Genomic DNA, 18,767 nt, shown 5'->3' with positions numbered 1-18,767 from the left:
GCACAGCCCCGCGTCGAGGAGGTGGAGTCATGAGTGGACCATTGCGAACCCCGCTGACCGAACTGGTCGGCATCGAGCACCCGATCGTGCAGACCGGCATGGGCTGGGTGGCGGGCCCGAGCCTGGTGTCGGCCACCGCCAACGCCGGTGGTCTCGGCATTCTCGCCTCGGCGACCATGACCTTCGCGGAGTTGGAAGCGGCGATTGCGAAAACCAAGGCGCAGACCGCTAAACCGTTCGGCGTGAACATCCGCGCCGACGCGACCGACGCCGGCGAGCGCATCGACCTGCTGATCCGCGAGAAGGTGGCGGTCGCATCGTTCGCACTCGCGCCGAAACAGGACCTCATCGCCAAGCTGAAAGATGCCGGGGTCGTGGTGATTCCGTCGATCGGCGCAGCGAAGCATGCCGTGAAGGTCGCCTCGTGGGGCGCGGACGCGGTGATCGTGCAGGGCGGCGAGGGCGGCGGGCACACCGGCCCGGTGGCCACCACCCTGCTGCTGCCTTCGGTGCTCGACGCCGTGGACATTCCCGTTGTCGCGGCGGGCGGGTTCTTCGATGGGCGCGGCCTGGCCGCCGCCTTGGCCTACGGCGCGGCAGGTGTCGCGATGGGCACCCGTTTCCTGCTCACGCAGGAGAGCACCGTGCCCGATGCGGTCAAGCAGGAGTACCTGGCGAGGCAGCTTCAGGACACTGTGGTCTCCCTCAAGGTCGACGGCATGCCGCACCGGGTGCTGAATACGGAATTGGTGCAGCGCCTGGAACATTCGGGCCGCTGGCGCGGCCTGGCCGCCGCGGTCTCCAATGCGGCAAAGTTCAAGGGTATGACCGGTATGAAGTGGTCGACCCTGGTCCGTGACGGCCTCGCCATGCGAAAGGCCAAGGACCTCACCTGGTCCCAGGTCGTCATGGCCGCCAACACTCCGATGCTGCTGCGCGCGGGCCTCGTCGAGGGCAACACCCACGCGGGAGTCCTGGCCGCAGGCCAGGTCACCGGCATCATCGACGACCTGCCCACCTGCCAGGAACTCATCGACCGCATCATCGTCGACGCCGTGGCACGAATCGACGCCATCACCGCACTCACCGAGCACCACAAAGTCACTCCGAGCGCGCCCTGACCGAAGCACCCCTTCGATTTACGAGGGCCGCCCCCGATCCTGACGATCGGGGGCGGGCCTTTCGTATGTCACGAGTGGCACACCGCTGCGGCAACAGCCGGGAATACCTCTGCACCATGCGCACTCGTCGTGCTCGGGGCGCTGGGCGACCTCGCCCCACCCTGGGTGCTTCAGGCGGCCGATGCCCCCATCACGGTCAACGGCGCATGGTGGTACAGCCACTTGTGTGAGGTCGCAGCGAGTCCTGTTGAACTCGATGGGGTGGAGGTGCGCGCAAAGATCGAGGCCGCCCCTTGGAATCGGTTCCAAGGGGCGGCCTGTGGTTGCTCAGTAGGCCAGCGGGCTCAGCCCAAGCGTTCGATGATGGTGGCGTTTGCGGTGCCGCCGCCTTCACAGATGGTGAGCAGGCCGTAGCGGCCGTTGACGCGTTCCAACTCGTTGAGGAGCGTGGCGAAAAGCTTTGCGCCAGTAGCGCCGAGCGGGTGGCCGAGGGCGATTGCGCCGCCGTTGACATTGACCCGCTCCGGGTCCGCGCCGATCTCCTTCAGCCACGCGAGGACGACCGGCGCGAATGCCTCGTTGATCTCGACCACATCGATGTCCTCGATGGTCAGGCCGGACTTCTCCAGTGCCCACTTGGTCGCCGGGATGGGGCCGGTGAGCATCATGATCGGATCGGCGCCGCGGGCGCTGACGTGGTGGATGCGGGCGCGCGGCTTCAAACCGTATGCCTCGACGGCCCATTCGGAGGCCAGCAGCGTCGCGCTCGCGCCGTCGGAGATCTGGCTGGCGACCGCGGCGGTCAGCGTGCCGCCCTCGGCGAGCACGGGCAGTGACGCCATCTTCTCGAGCGTGGTTTCGCGCGGGCACTGGTCGATCCAGAAGTCACCGACGGGCACGATCTCGTTGTCGAAGCGACCGTTCTTGATGGCATCGCGCGCCCGTTCGTGGCTGCGAAGAGCCCAGCGCTCCATGTCTTCCCGGCTGATGTCCCACTTGTCGGCGATCAGCTGCGCGCCGTTGAACTGCGACACTTCGCCGGTGCCGTAGCGATGATCCCAGCCGGTGGCCCCGACGAAGGGGGAATCGAACCCGTACTCCTTGCCCGCGAGCATCGCCGCCGAGATCGGGATGGCGCTCATGTTCTGCACGCCGCCCGCGACGATCACCTCGGCGGTGCCGCTCATGATGGCCTGGGCGCCGAAATTAATGGCCTGCTGGGAAGATCCGCATTGCCGGTCGACGGTGACGCCGGGGACTTCCTCCGGGTATCCGGCAGTCAGCCACGCCGTACGGCCGATATTGCCCGCCTGCGGGCCGATGTTGTCGACGCAGCCGACGATCACATCGTCTACGACCGCCGGGTCGATCGGGGTGCGGTCCAGCAGTCCGCGCAATGCGGCCGCGCCGAGGTCGGCGGGATGCACGGCGGCCAGTGCGCCGTTGCGCTTGCCGACCGGTGTGCGCACCGCGTCGATCACGTAGGCATCGCGCAGCGGGGCGTAGGGACGGCGGGCAGGTGCAGACATGGAATCTCCTACTTGGTGGACTCGGGCACAGTGAGCCCGTCGAGCACGATGGTGAGGTATTGCTTGGCAAGGTTTTGGACGGTGATCGCGCCGCCCGGCTCGTACCACCGCACCGCGACCCACACGGTGTCGCGTAGGAAGCGGTAGGCCAGCTCGACGTCGAGTTCGGGCCGGAAGCTGCCGTCCTGCACACCGTTGGTCAGTACTCGGTGCCAGAGCTCGCGGAATTCGCGGTTGTAGTCGGCGATATAGGTGAACCGCTCCGAGCCGCGCAGGCGCTTGGCCTCGGCCTGGTAGATCGCGACGGCCGCGTGCGAGCGGTCGAAGGACTCGTAGGAGGCAAGTACCAAGGCTTCCAAGGTGTCTCGCGAGCTGAGCCCGGAACCGACGATCTCCCGGTAGCGCCCGAACAGGTCGTCGAGGAAGCCGCGCAGGATCTCGTCGACCATCGACTCCTTGGAATCGAAATGGTGGTAGAGGCTCCCCGATAAGATTCCGGCCGCATCGGCGATATCGCGCACGGTGGTCGCGCGCAGCCCCCGCTCGGCGAACAGCTGGGCTGCCAGTGCGAGCAGTTCATTGCGCCGTGCTGATTTCGAGGCGTCTGGTGCGGTCACGTCGCCATAATACAACCAAGCATTTGCTTGGTCGAGACGACACGCCTTCCGGTTACTCCGACAGCTGGTGGCAGGCCGTGCAGACCGCGCCGCACCTGCTCATCAGCGCTCCGAATACCGCAGCGGCGACGAGACCGACAGGTCCGCAAGCAACCTGTCGCAGATCACCACCGGCGAGATCCCCGCGCGTGCCATCCGCGCGACCAGGGCAAGACGGCGCTCACAGCTGTCCCACTCGACGATGAGCTGACCGCGCCCTGGCCCGGCATCCACGGTCGCCATCACCCGTGGCGGCCCGAACGGCACCGCCACCTCGTTCAGCTTCAGTACCATGCCCCGCTGCCAGGCTTGATAGGTGTCCATATCCGCACCGACCACCAGCTTGTCGGTCGCGGCGCACAGCCCCTGTGCGATCTCGTCCGCGAACGTCACGCGATCGAATCGGAACTTCCTGCACTTGCTGACCACCTCCAGCAGATCGGCACGCACCTCGCACAGCAGCGCTTTCTGCCGCTGTCTGCGCCGATCGCGTTCGGAGACGGGGTTGGTCGGCTCGACGCTGAGCCCGATCCGGCAGGCCCGTGCGTTATCGCGGGCTACATCCGAGCGCAACGCGCCGCGCGGATCGCGCGCGACTTCGCTCTCGTCGACGGCATACCGTTCCAGGATCTGCCCGGCCCGTGTCGCAGTCACCCGCTCGGACAGGTGGTCCATGAGTTCGGCGCCGAGCGTCAACGCGGCAAGCACCAGGCTGTCCAGGCGACGCCTGGCCAGTACCACTTCGCGCACCAATTCGAGTTCCAATTGCTCGCGGGCAAGTGGGCGATCCAAGCCCATAGCCATCGCCCCTTTAGGGAGTGCGGGATCCGACCACCCTCAGCATGGCACACCCCGAGACGCAACGCGCCATCCTTTTTTAGCTGATCAGACGCCCACTAGCAGCAAAGCCCAGAGGTCGGAATGCGATCGCATTCAAGCGCTGACAGCCACCAAAAGGCGTGTATTACGCATGCCCTTCACAGCCGCCTGGCACAGACACAAACGCATCCAGCAAGGTCGCAAACATCAACCCGACGCACCCACTCGGCACAATGACGCCTTTCGAGCGCAGCAAGACCTGGCACCAGAGTCCGCAGCCCCGTCCACCTCCACAGCAGCCCGAGACCATCCACCAGGTCGCGACAATCCCTGCTGACGCCCCCACTGGGCACGATGATGTCTTCCGAGCGCAGCGAGACCGAGCACTAGAGTTCGCGGCCCGTCTCGCTTCCGAGCCGTCGAAGCGCATGCGCCGAAGGCGCGAGTCTCGACGGCTCGGAAGCGAGACCAAGGGGGCCGCGAACACGCAGCGCCGCAGGCGCTGCCAAAAAAACACAGCTCAAGCGCGCTGACTGCTGACCGAGACGACTTCACCGGTCAGGTAGGAGGTGTAGTCGCTTGCCAGCATCGCGATGGTCGCAGCGACTTCCCACGGCTCGGCGGCTCGGCCGAATGCTTCGCCTTCGGAGAGGCGGTCGAGTAATTCGGTCGAGCTGACCTTGTCCAGGAAAGCGTGCCTCGCGATGCTCGGGGCCACCGCGTTGATCCGGACACCGAGTTCGGCAGCCTCGATCGCGCTGCATCGGGTCAGCGCCATCACGCCCGCCTTGGCGGCGGCGTAGTGGGCCTGGCCGTATTGGGCACGCCAGCCGAGGACGCTTGCGTTGTTCACGATCACGCCACCGTGGCCCGCATCGCGGAAGTAGCCGAGCGCCGCGCGGGTGCAGCGGAAGGTGCCGTTGAGGGTGATGTCGAGGACGCGGTCCCACTGTTCGTCGGTCATATCGACCACCGGGGTCTCGCCGCCGAGGCCCGCGTTGTTGACCATGATGTCGATGCGGCCGAATGCGGTTGCCGCGCCGCGCACCAACTCGTTGACCTGCTCGGTGCTCTGCACGTCGCAGGCGATCGACGCCACCCGGCGATCCGGGAACTCGGCCTTCAGCTCGACCTCGGTCTCGGCAAGACGCCGCTCGTGCCAATCGGACACGACGACATCGGCACCCTCCGAGAGCAGCCTGCGTGCCGTCGCCGAACCGATTCCGGTGCCTGCTGCGGCGGTGACGATGGCGGTTCGGCCGGTCAACAGACCGTGGCCGGGGATGGGCTCGGGTGCAACAGACAGCGGCCGTGCGGTGTTGTCGCTCATGGACGCGCCTCTCGTGGCAGACCGAGCACGCGCTCGGAGATGATGTTGCGCTGCACTTCGTTCGAACCTCCGTAGATGGTGTCGGCGCGGGTGAACAGATACAGCCGCTGCCATTCGTTCAGATCGTTCTCGTCGGCGACCAGGCCGGCGGGACCGAGCACCGCCATGGCGAGTTCGCCGAGGCCGCGATGCCAGTTGGCCCACAACAGCTTCGAGACCGACGCCTGTCCCCCGTCGTCGGCGCCGGTGCCCTCCATCGTGCGCAGTGCGTGTGCGCGCAGCACACGCAGTCCGACCCAAGCTTTGTCGATTCGGTCCGCGATCAGTGGATCGTCGGCCGCGCCGGTGCGTCGGGCGAGCGCCTCGACATCGGCGAGTTCGCGGGCGAACCTGATCTGCTGACCGAGCGTGGAGATGCCGCGTTCGAAGGTCAGCGTGCCCATCGCGATGCGCCAGCCGTCGCCGGGCGCGCCGACCACCAGGTCCGCGGCGGTGCGCGCGTTGTCGAAGAAGACCTCGTTGAATTCCGAGGTTCCGGTCAGCTGGATGATCGGGCGCACCTCGATACCCGGCTGTTTCATGGGAACCAGCAGGTAGGAAAGGCCCTTGTGGCGGGTGGAGCCGCGTTCGGTGCGGGCGATGACGAAGCACCAGTCGGCGACGTGGGCCAGCGAGGTCCAGATCTTCTGGCCGTTGATCGACCATTCGTCGCCGTCCAACTGGGCGGTGGTGGTGATGGCCGCCAGGTCCGAGCCCGCGCCCGGTTCCGAATAGCCCTGGCACCACAGTTCGGTGACATTGCGAACACCTGGCAGGAACCGAGCCTTCTGCGCGTCGGTGCCGAAGGCGATGACCGTCGGCCCGAGCAGTTCCTCGCCGACGTGCGAGACCCTGGCGGGCGCATTGGCCTTGGCGTACTCCTCGTGGAAGATCACCTGCTGCCGCACGGACGCCTCGCGGCCGCCGTATTCCTTGGGCCAGCCGAGGCAGGTCCAGCCGGACGCGGCCAGGTGCCGGTCCCAGGCGAGGCGTTCGTCGAACGCCTCGTGTTCCCGGCCCGGCCCGCCTAGTCCGCGCAGCTCGCGGAATTCTCCGTTGAGGTTTTCGTCCAACCACTGGCGCACTTCTGCGGAAAACCGCGCGTCCTGTGCGGCAGTGTCGGAATCTGAGGTCTGGATCGCAACCACGCCGGTAGGATAACCTACCAAGCACTTGCTTTGTTAGAGCCTGATGACTTTGACTGAGTATCGGCATCAAATGACCGCACCGACGGTGAGGACAACCGTGACAACCCCTGCTCAAACGACACCGCTGGCACTGCACCACGCCGCACGCACGTTCGGTGCCGCACCCGCCGTCGGCGACGGCGACGTCCGGCTCGACTGGACGCAGTTGCTGACGTCGGTCCAGGAGGTGGCGCGAGCATTGATCGCGCGCGGGGTGCAAGCAGGCGACCGGGTCGCCATGTGGGCACCCAATACCCATCACTGGGTGATCGCGGCGCTGGCCGCCCACTATGCGGGCGCGGCCCTCGTGCCGCTCAACACCCGCTACGTCGCCGACGAGGCCGCCGATGTGCTCGCCAGGGTCGACGCGAAGGCGCTGTTCATCGCGGGCACCTTCCTCGGGCGCGATCGACTCGCCGAACTGCGTGCGGCGGCACCGGAATTGGCTATCGACACCGTGGTCGTCATCCCGGTGGAACCGGGTACAACGGCCGCCGGCGACACCGTGCTGAACTGGTCGGAGCTGCCCGCCGCCGCGGAACCCGTCACCGTCGCCGAGGCGGAAAAGCGCGCGCTCGCCGTCGCCCCCGACGACATCTCCGACATCCTGTTCACCTCCGGAACCACCGGACGCAGCAAGGGCACCCTGGTCGCGCATCGGCAAGCGCTGTCGGTGGTGCGAGCCTGGGCCGAGTGCACCACCCTCGCGGGCACCGACCGCTATCTCGTCGTCAGCCCGTTCTTCCACAACTTCGGCTACAAGGCGGGCATCCTGGCCTGCCTGGTCACCGGCGCGGCGATCATCCCGCAGCCGGTGTTCGATGTGCCTGCCACCATGCGGCTGGTCAGCGACGAGCAGATCACGGTGCTGCCGGGCCCGCCGACGATCTATCAGACGATTCTCGACTTCCCCGATCGCGACAAGTTCGACCTGAGCACGCTGCGGGTCGCGGTCACCGGCGCGGCGACCGTGCCGGTGGTGCTGGTCGAACGGATGCGTTCGGAGCTCGATTTCGATGTCGTCATCACCGGCTACGGCCTTTCCGAGGCCGCGGGGTTCGGCACCATGTGCCGTGCGGACGACGACGCGGAGACCATCGCCGGCACCTGCGGACGGCCGATCGCCGACTTCGAGCTGCGCCTGAGCCCCGACGGTGAAGTACTGCTGCGCGGCCCGAACGTGATGCTCGGCTACCTGGACGATCCGGAAAGCACCGCCGAGACCATCGATGCCGACGGCTGGCTGCACACCGGCGACATCGGCACGCTCGACGAGCGCGGCTATCTGAAGATCACCGACCGGCTCAAGGACATGTACATCTCGGGCGGTTTCAACGTGTACCCGGCGGAAGTGGAACAGGCACTCGCCCGGCTGGACGGCATCGCCGAATCCGCGGTCATCGGCGTGCCGGACACCAGGATGGGCGAGGTCGGCAAGGCCTACGTGGTCCGCAAGCCGGGCTCCGCCCTGACCGAAGACCAGGTGCTCGCGCACGCAACCACCGTGCTGGCCAACTTCAAGGTGCCGCGACTCATCGAATTCCGCGATCAGCTGCCCTACAGCGCCGCCGGGAAAGTGCTCAAGCGTCAACTACGTGAGGAGAAGTCGTAATGTCGGACGAAGCCGGTGTTCCCGACGAGGGAGACGTCGTCACCTATGAACGGCGCGGCCGGGTCGCGATCATCACCTTGAATCGACCGGATTACCGCAACGCGCAGAACTCGGTGATGACCTACGCCCTCGACGCCGCCTTCGAACGCGCCGTCGAGGACGACGAGGTCGGTGTGATCGTGCTGGCGGGCAACGGGAAACACTTCAGCGCCGGACACGATATCGGCACACCGGGGCGCGATCACCACGTGCGCTACCCGAACAAGGCCGCGCTGTGGTGGGACCACGTCGACAAGGTGGGCGGCGATCAGCGCTTCGCGCGTGAGCTCGAGGTCTATCTCGGCATGTGCCGCCGCTGGCGCGAGATTCCGAAGCCGACCATCGCGATGGTGCAGGGCGCCTGCATCGCGGGCGGGCTGATGCTGGCCTGGGTGTGCGATCTGATCATCGCCTCCGACGATGCCTTCTTTTCCGATCCCGTTGTCCGCATGGGCATCCCGGGCGTCGAATACTTCGCGCATCCGTGGGTGATGGGACCGCGCGCGGCCAAGGAGTTCCTGTTCACCGGTGACCGGTTCGGCGCAGCCCAAGCCAAGGAGTGGGGCATGGTCAACCGGGTCGTGCCGCGTGCCGAACTCGAGGCCGAGACCTTGGCGCTCGCCGAAAAGATCGCGACCATGCCGCGATTCGGGCTCGCACTGACCAAGAAGGCGGTGAATCAGGCCGAGGACCTCATGGGCATGCGAGCGGGCATGGACTCGGTATTCGGCCTGCACCACTTCGCCCACGCCCACAACGCCGAGGTCGGCGCGGACTCGTTGGGCGGTATGAACGCAAAATCCATGAAGGCGACGGCGAGCACCGCCGAGCAGAACGGAACGACGTAGTGGATCTGGATCTGGATACGGCGACCCAGGAATTCCAGCGGGAAGTCCGCGAATTCCTCGCCGCCAACAAACCCGAGCAGCCGCTGCCCTCGATGGATACGAAGGCCGGCTTCGAGGCGCACCGCGCATGGGAACACACCCTCGCCGATGCGCGCCTTTCGGTCGTTTCCTGGCAACCGGAGTACGGCGGCCGCGACGCCTCATTGCTGCAGTGGGTCCTGTTCGAGCAGGAGTACTACGCCGCGGGCGCGCCGGGACGCGTCAGCCAGAACGGCATCTTCTTGCTCGCGCCGACACTTTTCGAGCACGGCACCCCCGAGCAGCTCGACCGCATCATGCCGCGGATGGCGCGCGGCGACGACATCTGGGCGCAGGCCTGGTCCGAGCCCGAGGCGGGCAGCGACCTGGCGGGCATCCGCTCCACCGCGCGCCGCACCACGGGCGGCTGGCTGCTGAGCGGGCAGAAGACCTGGAGTTCGCGAGCATCGTTCGCAGACTGGGCATTCGGGTTGTTCCGCAGCGATCCCGAGGCCGAGCGGCACCGCGGGCTCACCTACATGATGTTCCCGCTGACGGCCGACGGTGTCTCGGTGCGCCCGATCCCCCAGTTGGACGGCGAGCCCGGCTTCGCCGAGATCTTCCTCGACGATGTCTTCGTTCCCGATCGCGACGTCATCGGGGAACCGAACGACGGCTGGCGGGTGGCCATGAGCACCTCCAGCAACGAGCGGGGCCTTTCGCTGCGCAGCCCGGGCCGGTTCAGCGCGACCGCACAGCGGCTGATCGATCTGTGGCTCGACGAAGGCGACCGCACCAACACCACGCAGCGGGATGCGGTGGTGGACGGTTGGATCGGCAGCGAGGCCTACCGGCTGCACACCTTCGGGACGGTCACCCGACTGAACGAGGGTGGCAAGCTCGGCGCGGAATCCTCGATCACCAAGGTGTTCTGGTCCGAACTCGATATCGCCATGCACGAAACCGCGCTGGAGGTACTCGGCGCCGCCGCCGAGCGGTCCAGCCGGTGGACCGACGGCTATTTGTTCTCGCTGTCGGGCCCGATCTACGCAGGCACCAACGAGATTCAGCGCAATATCATCGCCGAGCGGCTGCTCGGACTACCGAGAGGGAGCAGCCGATGAGTGTGCATCGGTCTGCTTCGACGACGCGGCAATCGCGTACGGAAAGGAGGGCTCGATGAGATTCGCGCTCAGCCCGGAACAACTCGACTTCGGCACGAGCGTGCGCAAGCTGCTCGATGCCGGACGCACCCCCGCGGCGGTTCGTGCCTGGGCGGCCGGTGATCCCCGGCCCGGCCGGTCGCTGATCCGCCAGCTGGCCGGCGCGGGCGTGCTCGGCTTGGCGGTCGAGGAAAGCAACGGCGGAATCGGCGCCGACCCGATCGACCTCGTCGTCGCCTTCCTGGAAATCGGCAGGGCCGCGGCGCCAGGGCCCCTGGTCGAGACCGCGGCCGCGATTCCTGCGCTGCTGCAAGCTCTTCCGAATGCCGCACTCGCCACACGGTGGCTGCCCGGCTTCGCGGACGGTGCGGCGCTCGGAACCGTGGCTTTCGCCTCGCCCGACCAGGACGCAGTCGCGCTCGATGCGGACACCGCGGAAGTGGTGCTGATCGCCGACGGTGACCAGCTGTCCACCGCGCATCGGACCGGTCTGGTGCGGTCGGTCGATCCGGCCAGGCGGCTGTTCGCTGTCGCATCCGACGACGTGGTCGCCACCGGCGAGCAAGTGTCCGAAGCCATCGCGGTCGCGTTCGACACCGGCGCACTTGCCGCCGCCGCTCAGCTCCTCGGTGCCGGGCGGGCGCTGCTCGACGCCGCCACCGGATACGCCAAGCAGCGCAAGCAGTTCGGCAAGCCGATCGGCGAATTCCAGGCCGTCAAACAGAAGCTCGCCGATGTGCTGATCGGCCTCGACCTCGCCGAACCGCTGCTCTTCCGCGCCGCGCTGACCATGGCCGAGCCCACCCGCAGCCGCGATGTGTCGGCAGCCGTTGTCGCCTGCGGCGATGCCGCCTACCAGGCGGCAAGGGCTGCCCTGCAGGTGCACGGCGCCATCGGCTACACCGCCGAGTACGACCTGTCGCTGTGGTTGACCAAGGTCACCGCGCTCCGGTCTGCCTGGGGCTCACCGGATTTGCATCGCTCACGAATCGCCCGCGCACTGCGCGACGAGACCGTGCGCGACCGCGGCCTGCGGGGTGCGGTATGACAAGCACCGAGCATCTCGAATTCGTCAGCTCCGTCCGTGCGCTGCTCGCCAAGCATGCAGGCCGTGACGCGGTGCGCGCGGGCATGGACACCGAACTCGGCTACGACGAGGCGCTGTGGCGACTGCTGTGCGAGCAGATCGGCGTTGCGGCGCTCGCGATTCCGGAGGAATACGGCGGCTTCGGCGCAAGCCTTGTCGAATCCCTGCTGGTGGTCAGCGAATTGGGGCGCACGCTGGCCGCGGTCCCGATGATCGGCTCGGCCGTGCTCGGCGCGCAGGCCGTGCTGCTGTCCGGCGATGTCGACGCATGCAACAGACTGTTGCCCGAGGTGGCCGAGGGCACCCGCACGATCGCGGTGTGCTGGGCGGGCCGGCGCGGCTGGGATGAGCCCGGCGTGCATGCCGACAACGGAACACTCACCGGCACAGCCAGTTACGTGCTCGACGGCACCCACGCCGACACCTTCATCGTGGTGACGCCCACCGGCCTGTTCGAGGTCGAGGCCGCGACCGCGGGCATTACCCGACGCGCCCTCCCGACCATGGACCCGACCCGTAAGCTCGCCGAGGTCACCTTCACTGCGGTCGCCGCCCGCAGGCTCGGCGCCGGCGATCCGGCGGCGGTCACGGCACGCTTGCACGAAATCGCCTGGGCGGCAGTGGCCGCAGAGCAGGTCGGGGCCGCCGAGCAGTGCCTGGACATGACGGTCGAATACACCAAGTCCCGGGTGCAGTTCGGCCGCGCGATCGGCAGCTTCCAAGCACTCAAGCACCGCATGGCCGACATGTATGTGCTGCTGGAATCCGCCAAGTCCGCTTCCTACGCGGCGACCGCCGCCGTCGCTGCGAATAGTCCGTCGGCCGCAGAGGACGTCTGGGCCGCGCGCGTGCACTGCTCCGAGGCGCTGAGCACCATCGTGGCCGAAACAGTCCAACTGCACGGCGGCATCGCGATCACCTGGGAGCACGACGCGCACCTGTTCTTCAAGCGCGCCCACGGCGACGCCCAACTGTTCGGCACGCCTCACCGGCCCCTACCCCAACCGGTGTAGCTATCTCGTCCGCGTCATCATCGACCGAGCGCCTCGGCGGAGTCAGTGCACTCCCTGAGGCGCTTTCGGCTCCGAACGGCGACGTATCCGCAGGTAATAGCCTGCGTCACGCAGTTCCTCGGTTTGCATAGTTAGCTTATGAAATAATATTCGGGTGCAGCAGTCTCAGGTGACATCAGCAGAAGACAGCGTGGTCAATCTACTCGTCACCGCCGGTCGGCTGACCCGGCTGGCCGGGGTGATCAGCGGCGACGATCTGCCGCGGGCCGTGCTGCGAGCGCTGGCGGTGCTCGACGAGCACGGTGCTATGCGGGTCAGCGAGTTCGCCCGCATCGATAGATGTTCACAGCCGGCGGCAACGGCGCTGATCGGCCGGCTCGTCGCGGACGGCTACGCCTCCCGGCGCAAGGACCCGGAGGATTTCCGGGCCGTCGTCGTCGAACTCACCCCGGCCGGTCGTGACCGGCTGCACCACGCGCGCCGCGCTTTCGGCACCGCACTCGCGACCCGACTGTCCGAGTTCGACACCGACCGACTCGCCCGAATGGAAACAGATCTGAACGAACTGCTGGACGCCCTGAAAAAGGCGGCGCCGCGGCACTGATCGACATCGAGGTGACACTCGCGCACAACCGCCTCGGCCGCCCATAGCTTCGTCCGCTTCGAGGGAGACGCGGCCGGCCCCAACCTCGCGGGCAAGTACGGCGAACACAGCAGCGCGTGGCGCATGGCTGCGGCATCACGGGAGTGGAGCTCTCGCGGGATGCCACTCACCGACTACGCCCTCGGATTCGGGAGTTGGGCTTACGTCGCGTCGGGGCCGAATGTCCGGGTGGCGTCGACGGGGCGGCCGCCGCGGCGGATGGGGGGGCCGAGTAGGGCGGTGAGCTCCTCCTCGACCTCGGACAGCAGCTGATCACCGAAGACGCACACCGTGGATTCCCAAGGGTGACCGAAAGTTCCGAGCCGGAAGTCGGGCGTCACGTAGATGTAATAGTCGCCGTCGGGGTATGCGGAACCCGGCCAGTTCGGTTGGCCCGCGTCACCCACGCGGCCCGGGTCGAAGCGATATCCGGCGTGCTGCCAGTCGAGCCAATAGAGCACCTGGCCGGGCTTGTTGCACGCGAGCAGGCCCGCGCTGATGATGCGCTGAAGTTGTTCGACGCCATCGTGTTCGGCGTCTGTCGCGTCGAGTGATCGCACCTGCCAGGTCACCGATGCGGCCGGTTCGGTAATGCCCGGCGAGGTCGCGGTACTCGGGCGGAACTCGAACTCGGTATAGAAGCGGGCCCATAGCGCGTCGTGTTCGGGGTCGTCGAATAGTCGCCGAATCGGGCGCGTCCTTACCGGTGGTTCCTCCGGAAGCCAGTGATAGGCAGTGACAGTCGTGATGACGCGCATGCCTGCTGCTTCCAGCAGGGATTGCAGCTCGCCGCCGGCCTCGGCAACCAGGTAACCCGCATCGGGTTTGCCGAACCCGCCGATCGAGTTCGAACCTCGCCAATCCCATGCGCACAGGTGATCGGCGAACCTGCCCTCCGGATCCACGATCCCGCCGATCGCCACGAAATTCGTGTGCGCGAGGTGAGCGGCCCATGCGGCGGCCCGTATCCGTCCGTCCTGCGTGGCGACCAGCACATGATCCTCCCACCGCAGCGACCGCCCGTCGGCAAGGAACTCGGTGAAAGCGATCGGCTGCGGTCCAGCTGCGGCAACGAATTTGGCAACGTCCTGGAGGTGTCGGTGGTCGGACACCTCTGCCACGACCGCCCCCTCCGGCAGCGGCTCGGCAGCGATGACTTGCTGAACCGGCGCGACCAGGACCGCACGTTCCCGGCCCGTGATGAAACCCGCCGCCCGCAGCCGCTGTGGTAGGTCGACAGGGCTGTCGTGCGTGTAGATCTTCCATTCCGCGGGCTCACCGCGCGCATCGCAGGCATCGCGCTGGCGGGCGATCAGCGCGTCGAGGCCCGCCACCGGCAAGGCTCGATGCTCGATACTCGCGTGGGTGCCGTAGTGGATCCGCACAACCGGCCCGTCTTCTTCGACCACGCTGCCGACCGGCCGCAGCACCGGTTGCCGACCCCGCAGTTGGGCGTCGTGCAGCGCCAACAGATCTTCGATGCTCTCCGTCCTCGAGCCCATTCTGCCTATCATCCCATCGCTCCGGGCCCTGCCCTCACCACGACGCCGCCAGCAGCGGCTTCGAGACGTGGGATGTGCGTGCCGGCGATCGGCGATGGTTCGGCGCGCCTGCTCGGAGTCGTCCCAGCAGGCCAGGTAGCGTCCGCCGAGTTGGAACCTTGCGTGCGGAGATCCCTTCGGTCGAACGGAGCAGCATGTTGGAGACAGCACAGACGCTGGTGCTCGGCGGGACCGGCAAGAGTGGTCGACGCCTGGTGCAGCGACTTCGTGCCGTAAACCGGCCGGTGCGTGTGGGTTCCACGACGGGGACGGCCCGGTTCGACTGGACCGATCCGGCGACCTGGGCCGCCGCGCTGGATGGGATCAGCGCCGTTTTCGTCGTGTACTCCCCCGATGTGGCGATGCCGGAGGCGCCGGAGGTGATCGGCGCCTTCGCCGAGCAGGCGGTTGCCGCGGGCGCCCGGCGATTGGTCATGTTGTCCGGACAGCGGGCCGAGGTCGGGATGGACAGCGAGCGCCGACTACAGGACTCGGGTGCGGAGTGGACGATCCTGCGGGTGGCCTGGTTCGACCAGAACTTCGATGAAGGGTTTCTCCGCGATGACGTGCGGGCCGGGCGGGTGGCGCTGCCGGTCGGCGCGGTGGGCGAAGCATTCATCGATGCCGACGACATCGCGGACGTCGCGGCGACCGTCCTCACCGAGCCGCGGCATTCGGGTGCGATCTATGAACTCACCGGCCCCCGCCTGCTGACCTTCGCCGACGCGGTCGCCGAGATCGGCGCAGCCAGCGGGCGCGACATCCGGTTCGTCGAGGTGCCGCCCGATGCCTACGCCGCGACGCTGACCGCGCAAGGCAGGTCGGCGGCCGAGATCGAACAGTCGATCTACCTGTTCACCAAGCTCATGGACGGCCGCAATGCCCGAGTGGAGCACGGCGTCCGGAAGATTCTCGGCCGCGAACCGCGCGACTTTCGCGACTATGCCGGTGCGGCCGCCGCAACGGGAGTCTGGTCGGCGAACTGACTTCGGATTTTCGTCGCTTTTCCGGAGTACGGTCGGGAACTATGACCGAAGTGCAGCGGGGCCGCGTCAAGATCGAGACGAGCCAGAAGCGGGTGCGGGTCTATCTCGGCGGACAACTGGTCGCCGATACGGCGCGGCCGGTCCTGGTGTGGGAGAGCCCGCACTACCCGACCTACTATGTGCCGCTCGCCGACCTGCACGCGAAGCTCGAACCGAACGGCATCACGAAACACTCCCCCAGCCGGGGCGACGCAACGGGGTACGACGTGGTGGTCGACGGCGCAGGTGCGCCCGGCGGCGCGTTGCGCTACCACAATTCGCCATTCTCCGAACTCGATGATCTGGTCCGGCTGGACTGGAACTCGATGGACGAATGGTTCGAGGAGGACGAGCCGGTCTACGTCCATCCGCGCGATCCGTACTCCCGGATCGACATCCTGGCCAGCTCGCGGCACGTGCGCGTCGAGATCGATGGCGTCACCGTCGCGGACTCCCATTCGCCGCGCATCCTCTTCGAAACCGGGCTTCCCCCACGGTATTACCTGCCGCTGACCGATGTGCGCATGGACTTGCTGCGCCCCTCGCAGACGCATTCGAGCTGTCCGTACAAAGGCACCGCCGACTACTGGAACATCCGCGTCGGCGACAAGGAATACACCGACCTCGTGTGGGGCTATCGCACGCCACTGCCGGAAAGCCAGAAGATCGCGGGCCTCGCCTGCTTCTACAACGAGAAGGTCGACATCTATCTCGACGACGAACTCCAGGACCGCCCGAATACGCCATTCAGCTGACCGACGACAGGTGTCGGCGCAGCGCACCGGAGTAGATGTCGGACCTCACTCGACCCGGCGCCCCCGACGCACGGCAGACCGTGAGTGTTTCAGACATCATCACGAGCAATCAGGCCATTCATTTACTCATCGACGCGCCATATTGTTCGAGTCATGACCAACGCGAATGCCACTGAGTCCACCAAGACAATCGCCGTCTACGGCGCCACCGGAGTCACCGGCGGCCATCTTCTGGCCGAATTGAACCGTCGCGGCATCAGCCCGATCCTGGTGGGCCGCAATGCCGGTCGCATGCACGCCGCCGCGACCGCCGCCGGGCTCCCTCATGCAGAGGTTCGGGTCGCGGAGGTCTCCGACCAGGCCGCTCTCGTTGCGGCATTCACCGGTGCCGATGTGGTGATAAGCAGCCTGCCCTCCTATGTCGACCACGGCGCGGCGGTTCTTACGGCAGCGATCGACGCGCGCGCGCACTACACGGACCTGTCCGGAGAGCAGCTGTTCCTCGAGCGAGTGTTCGACGACTACTCGGCGCGCGCCGAGGCGGCGGGCGTGACGGTGGTCCCCGGCATCACCAACAGCAATCTCCCCGGCGACCTGCTCGGCTACCTGACCTCCCGACGCCTGACCGGTCCGGTGGAGATCTCCATGAGCCTGCACGGTACGAGCGAAGGCAACGGCTCCAAGGGCAGCGCGAAAACCGTACTGGCGAGCCTGGATTGGTTCCGCAGTGGCGGCTGGCACTTCCAGGACGGCGGATTCCACACCGGCGCGGCCGCCAGGCACGCCGAGATGACCTTCCCCGGCGCCACCGAACCCACCACCGTCTCGAAGTTCCCGCAGCCCCCGGTGCTCACCATTCCCCGCCACTCGAAGGTCTCCTATGTCGAGGGCGTGCTCGACACCGCATTCCACAGTCAGCTCGGCGGCCTCACTGCCGAAATCGTCGAATCACTTCCGAACGAACCGACTTCGGGGCTGAGCTATGACTTCGTCGTCGACGCATTCGACGGGGACGGCCGTAGGGTGCGCGGCGTTGTGAGCGGCACGGACGCCTATCGCGACTCGGCGCTGATGGCGGTGGAGGCCGCGGTCCGGCTCGCCGATGGCACCATCGAGCCAGGAGCGCTTGCGGCTGCCGAAGCATTCGACCCCGCGCACTTCCTCGACGCCCTCGCCCGGTTCGGTATCACCTGGCGCATCGAACCGTAAGAGGTGGAACACGGCGATCCGGCCGCGAAATGCACTGTCCTGCACAGGGGGCGCCGGTTCAGACTGCGATGAGCGGTGGCTTGCCCTCGGCGCGGCGGTAGTGGCCGGGGGCTTGACCGTATTCGCGCTTGAACGCTTTGGCGAAGGCGAATTCCGAGGTGTAGCCGACCTTTCGGGCGATGGTGCTCAGCGAGCTGTCGGTATCGCGCAGGAGACGAGCCGCGGTCAGCATGCGCCAGCGGGTGACGTAGGCCAATGGCGGCTCACCGACGGTAGCGGTGAAACGGCGGGCCAAGGTGGCGCGGGAGACGCCTGCGATACCACTGAGGTCGGGGACGGTCCAGGCGCGGGCGGGTTCCTCGTGCACAGCACGCAGGGCGGCCGCGACCGCGGGGTCGGCGAAGGCGCCCGCCCAGCCCGAGGCAGACTCGTCGGCCGCGGCCTGTTCGTCGAACCAGGCCCGCAGGATGAACAGCAGCAGGGTCTCCAGGATCGTGGGCACCGCGGCGTCACTGCCCTGCCGCGGCTCCGCGATCTCGGCGGCGAGCAGGTCGACGGTCGCGCGCAGCGAGGGGTGGCGACCCGGGCGCGCGGGGAGGTGGATGAATTCGGGTAGCTCGTCGAGTAGTGGGTGACTGCGTTGTCTGCCGAGTTCGTATGCCCCGCACAGCAATGCGGTGCGCGCACCGGCCCCGGGGATGTCGCGCGGCTCGCCGGGCCGCGCCGTCTCGGTGACCGGGCTGTCCAGGCGATCCACCAGATCATGGGCGGCGCCCCTCGGCATGAACAGGACGTCACCGGCGCCGAGTGCGACCGGCTCGCCCTGCGGCGGCACCAGCCAGCAGGAACCCTGCAACACCACATGAAAGCCCGCACCGGGAACCACCGGGTAGCTGCGTCCCCAGGGGGCATGCCGGACGAACATGCCGGAGGCCGGGTTGCCCGTGCGGATGGCCGCGATGGTCTCGCTGAGAATGTCCACCCATGCACCATAGCGCTTAATGACTGAGCGCTCAGGACATGCGCATAAGCAGAATAGCCATGGATTCACTCAGATGACAGCAATGCCGTTGGATTCATGACAAACACGAACGCCACCGGAACCACCAAGACGATCGCCGTCTACGGCGCCG

Annotated in this window: 17 protein-coding genes; 10 read left to right on the top strand and 7 right to left on the bottom strand. The window is 67.2% G+C overall.

Annotated features, from left to right (window positions below; translation table 11 throughout):
* Positions 1 to 29 precede the first annotated feature (29 nt).
* The gene (locus OHA42_RS07950; protein ID WP_328408666.1) at positions 30 to 1,121 is read left to right on the top strand and encodes a nitronate monooxygenase; all 1,092 of its coding nucleotides are present in this window, start codon (positions 30 to 32) and stop codon (positions 1,119 to 1,121) included.
* A 344-nt stretch (positions 1,122 to 1,465) separates the two neighbouring features.
* Here the strand turns inward: OHA42_RS07950 and OHA42_RS07945 are convergent, their stop codons facing one another.
* The 5 genes from OHA42_RS07945 to OHA42_RS07925 all read right to left on the bottom strand — a co-directional run bounded on the left by OHA42_RS07945 (position 1,466) and on the right by OHA42_RS07925 (position 6,642).
* Positions 1,466 to 2,650 (bottom strand): acetyl-CoA C-acetyltransferase, encoded by a 1,185-nt coding sequence (locus tag OHA42_RS07945; protein ID WP_406235800.1) that lies wholly within the window; start codon positions 2,648 to 2,650, stop codon positions 1,466 to 1,468.
* An 8-nt stretch (positions 2,651 to 2,658) separates the two neighbouring features.
* A complete protein-coding gene (locus tag OHA42_RS07940; RefSeq protein WP_406235798.1) occupies positions 2,659 to 3,267 on the bottom strand; it encodes a TetR/AcrR family transcriptional regulator in 609 nt (202 codons plus the stop codon).
* Between the two features lie 102 nt (positions 3,268 to 3,369).
* Positions 3,370 to 4,104, bottom strand: coding sequence for a hypothetical protein (locus OHA42_RS07935; protein WP_406235796.1), 735 nt, complete (start codon positions 4,102 to 4,104; stop codon positions 3,370 to 3,372).
* A 541-nt stretch (positions 4,105 to 4,645) separates the two neighbouring features.
* Complete coding sequence (locus OHA42_RS07930) at positions 4,646 to 5,455, bottom strand: SDR family oxidoreductase (RefSeq protein WP_406235794.1); 810 nt, start codon at positions 5,453 to 5,455, stop codon at positions 4,646 to 4,648.
* On the bottom strand, positions 5,452 to 6,642 hold the full coding sequence (locus OHA42_RS07925) for an acyl-CoA dehydrogenase family protein (protein ID WP_406235792.1): 1,191 nt from the start codon (positions 6,640 to 6,642) through the stop codon (positions 5,452 to 5,454). Before OHA42_RS07925 ends, OHA42_RS07930 begins: the two co-directional genes overlap by 4 nt.
* 97 nt (positions 6,643 to 6,739) lie before the next feature.
* On the opposite strand from OHA42_RS07925, the gene OHA42_RS07920 reads away from it, so the two are divergent.
* The 6 genes from OHA42_RS07920 to OHA42_RS07895 all read left to right on the top strand — a co-directional run bounded on the left by OHA42_RS07920 (position 6,740) and on the right by OHA42_RS07895 (position 13,065).
* On the top strand, positions 6,740 to 8,293 hold the full coding sequence (locus OHA42_RS07920) for a FadD3 family acyl-CoA ligase (RefSeq protein WP_406235790.1): 1,554 nt from the start codon (positions 6,740 to 6,742) through the stop codon (positions 8,291 to 8,293).
* Positions 8,293 to 9,180: an enoyl-CoA hydratase gene (locus OHA42_RS07915; protein ID WP_406235788.1), complete on the top strand. Its 888-nt coding sequence runs from the start codon at positions 8,293 to 8,295 to the stop codon at positions 9,178 to 9,180. Before OHA42_RS07920 ends, OHA42_RS07915 begins: the two co-directional genes overlap by 1 nt.
* On the top strand, positions 9,180 to 10,322 hold the full coding sequence (locus tag OHA42_RS07910; RefSeq protein WP_406235786.1) for an acyl-CoA dehydrogenase family protein: 1,143 nt from the start codon (positions 9,180 to 9,182) through the stop codon (positions 10,320 to 10,322). Before OHA42_RS07915 ends, OHA42_RS07910 begins: the two co-directional genes overlap by 1 nt.
* A 55-nt stretch (positions 10,323 to 10,377) precedes the next feature.
* Positions 10,378 to 11,409, top strand: coding sequence for an acyl-CoA dehydrogenase family protein (locus tag OHA42_RS07905; protein WP_406235784.1), 1,032 nt, complete (start codon positions 10,378 to 10,380; stop codon positions 11,407 to 11,409).
* Entirely contained in the window at positions 11,406 to 12,461 is a 1,056-nt protein-coding gene (locus tag OHA42_RS07900) for an acyl-CoA dehydrogenase family protein (RefSeq protein ID WP_406235782.1), read from the top strand. Before OHA42_RS07905 ends, OHA42_RS07900 begins: the two co-directional genes overlap by 4 nt.
* A gap of 169 nt (positions 12,462 to 12,630) precedes the next feature.
* Positions 12,631 to 13,065 carry a MarR family winged helix-turn-helix transcriptional regulator gene (locus tag OHA42_RS07895; RefSeq protein ID WP_406235780.1) on the top strand — a complete coding sequence of 145 codons (435 nt, stop codon included), beginning with the start codon at positions 12,631 to 12,633 and terminating at the stop codon, positions 13,063 to 13,065.
* A gap of 200 nt (positions 13,066 to 13,265) precedes the next feature.
* On the opposite strand, the gene OHA42_RS07890 is transcribed toward OHA42_RS07895, so the two are convergent.
* Positions 13,266 to 14,606 (bottom strand): DUF2716 domain-containing protein, encoded by a 1,341-nt coding sequence (locus OHA42_RS07890; RefSeq protein ID WP_406235778.1) that lies wholly within the window; start codon positions 14,604 to 14,606, stop codon positions 13,266 to 13,268.
* 194 nt (positions 14,607 to 14,800) lie between these two features.
* Between OHA42_RS07890 and OHA42_RS07885 the strand changes: the two genes are divergently transcribed.
* The 3 genes from OHA42_RS07885 (at position 14,801) to OHA42_RS07875 (ending at position 17,634) form a co-directional block, all read left to right on the top strand.
* Positions 14,801 to 15,631, top strand: a complete 831-nt coding sequence (locus OHA42_RS07885; protein WP_406235776.1) for an NAD(P)H-binding protein — start codon at positions 14,801 to 14,803, stop codon at positions 15,629 to 15,631.
* Between the two features lie 41 nt (positions 15,632 to 15,672).
* Complete coding sequence (locus OHA42_RS07880) at positions 15,673 to 16,425, top strand: DUF427 domain-containing protein (RefSeq protein ID WP_406235774.1); 753 nt, start codon at positions 15,673 to 15,675, stop codon at positions 16,423 to 16,425.
* Between the two features lie 153 nt (positions 16,426 to 16,578).
* Positions 16,579 to 17,634 (top strand): saccharopine dehydrogenase NADP-binding domain-containing protein, encoded by a 1,056-nt coding sequence (locus OHA42_RS07875; RefSeq protein ID WP_406235772.1) that lies wholly within the window; start codon positions 16,579 to 16,581, stop codon positions 17,632 to 17,634.
* A gap of 58 nt (positions 17,635 to 17,692) precedes the next feature.
* Here the strand turns inward: OHA42_RS07875 and OHA42_RS07870 are convergent, their stop codons facing one another.
* Positions 17,693 to 18,616, bottom strand: coding sequence for an AraC family transcriptional regulator (locus tag OHA42_RS07870; protein WP_406235770.1), 924 nt, complete (start codon positions 18,614 to 18,616; stop codon positions 17,693 to 17,695).
* Positions 18,617 to 18,767: the final 151 nt, after the last annotated feature.

Source organism: Nocardia sp. NBC_01009 (assembly GCF_045208035.1).
Taxonomy (GTDB): domain Bacteria; phylum Actinomycetota; class Actinomycetes; order Mycobacteriales; family Mycobacteriaceae; genus Nocardia.
The sequence above is the reverse complement of the archived record's forward strand: the minus strand, read 5'-3'. Positions and strand labels throughout refer to the sequence as shown.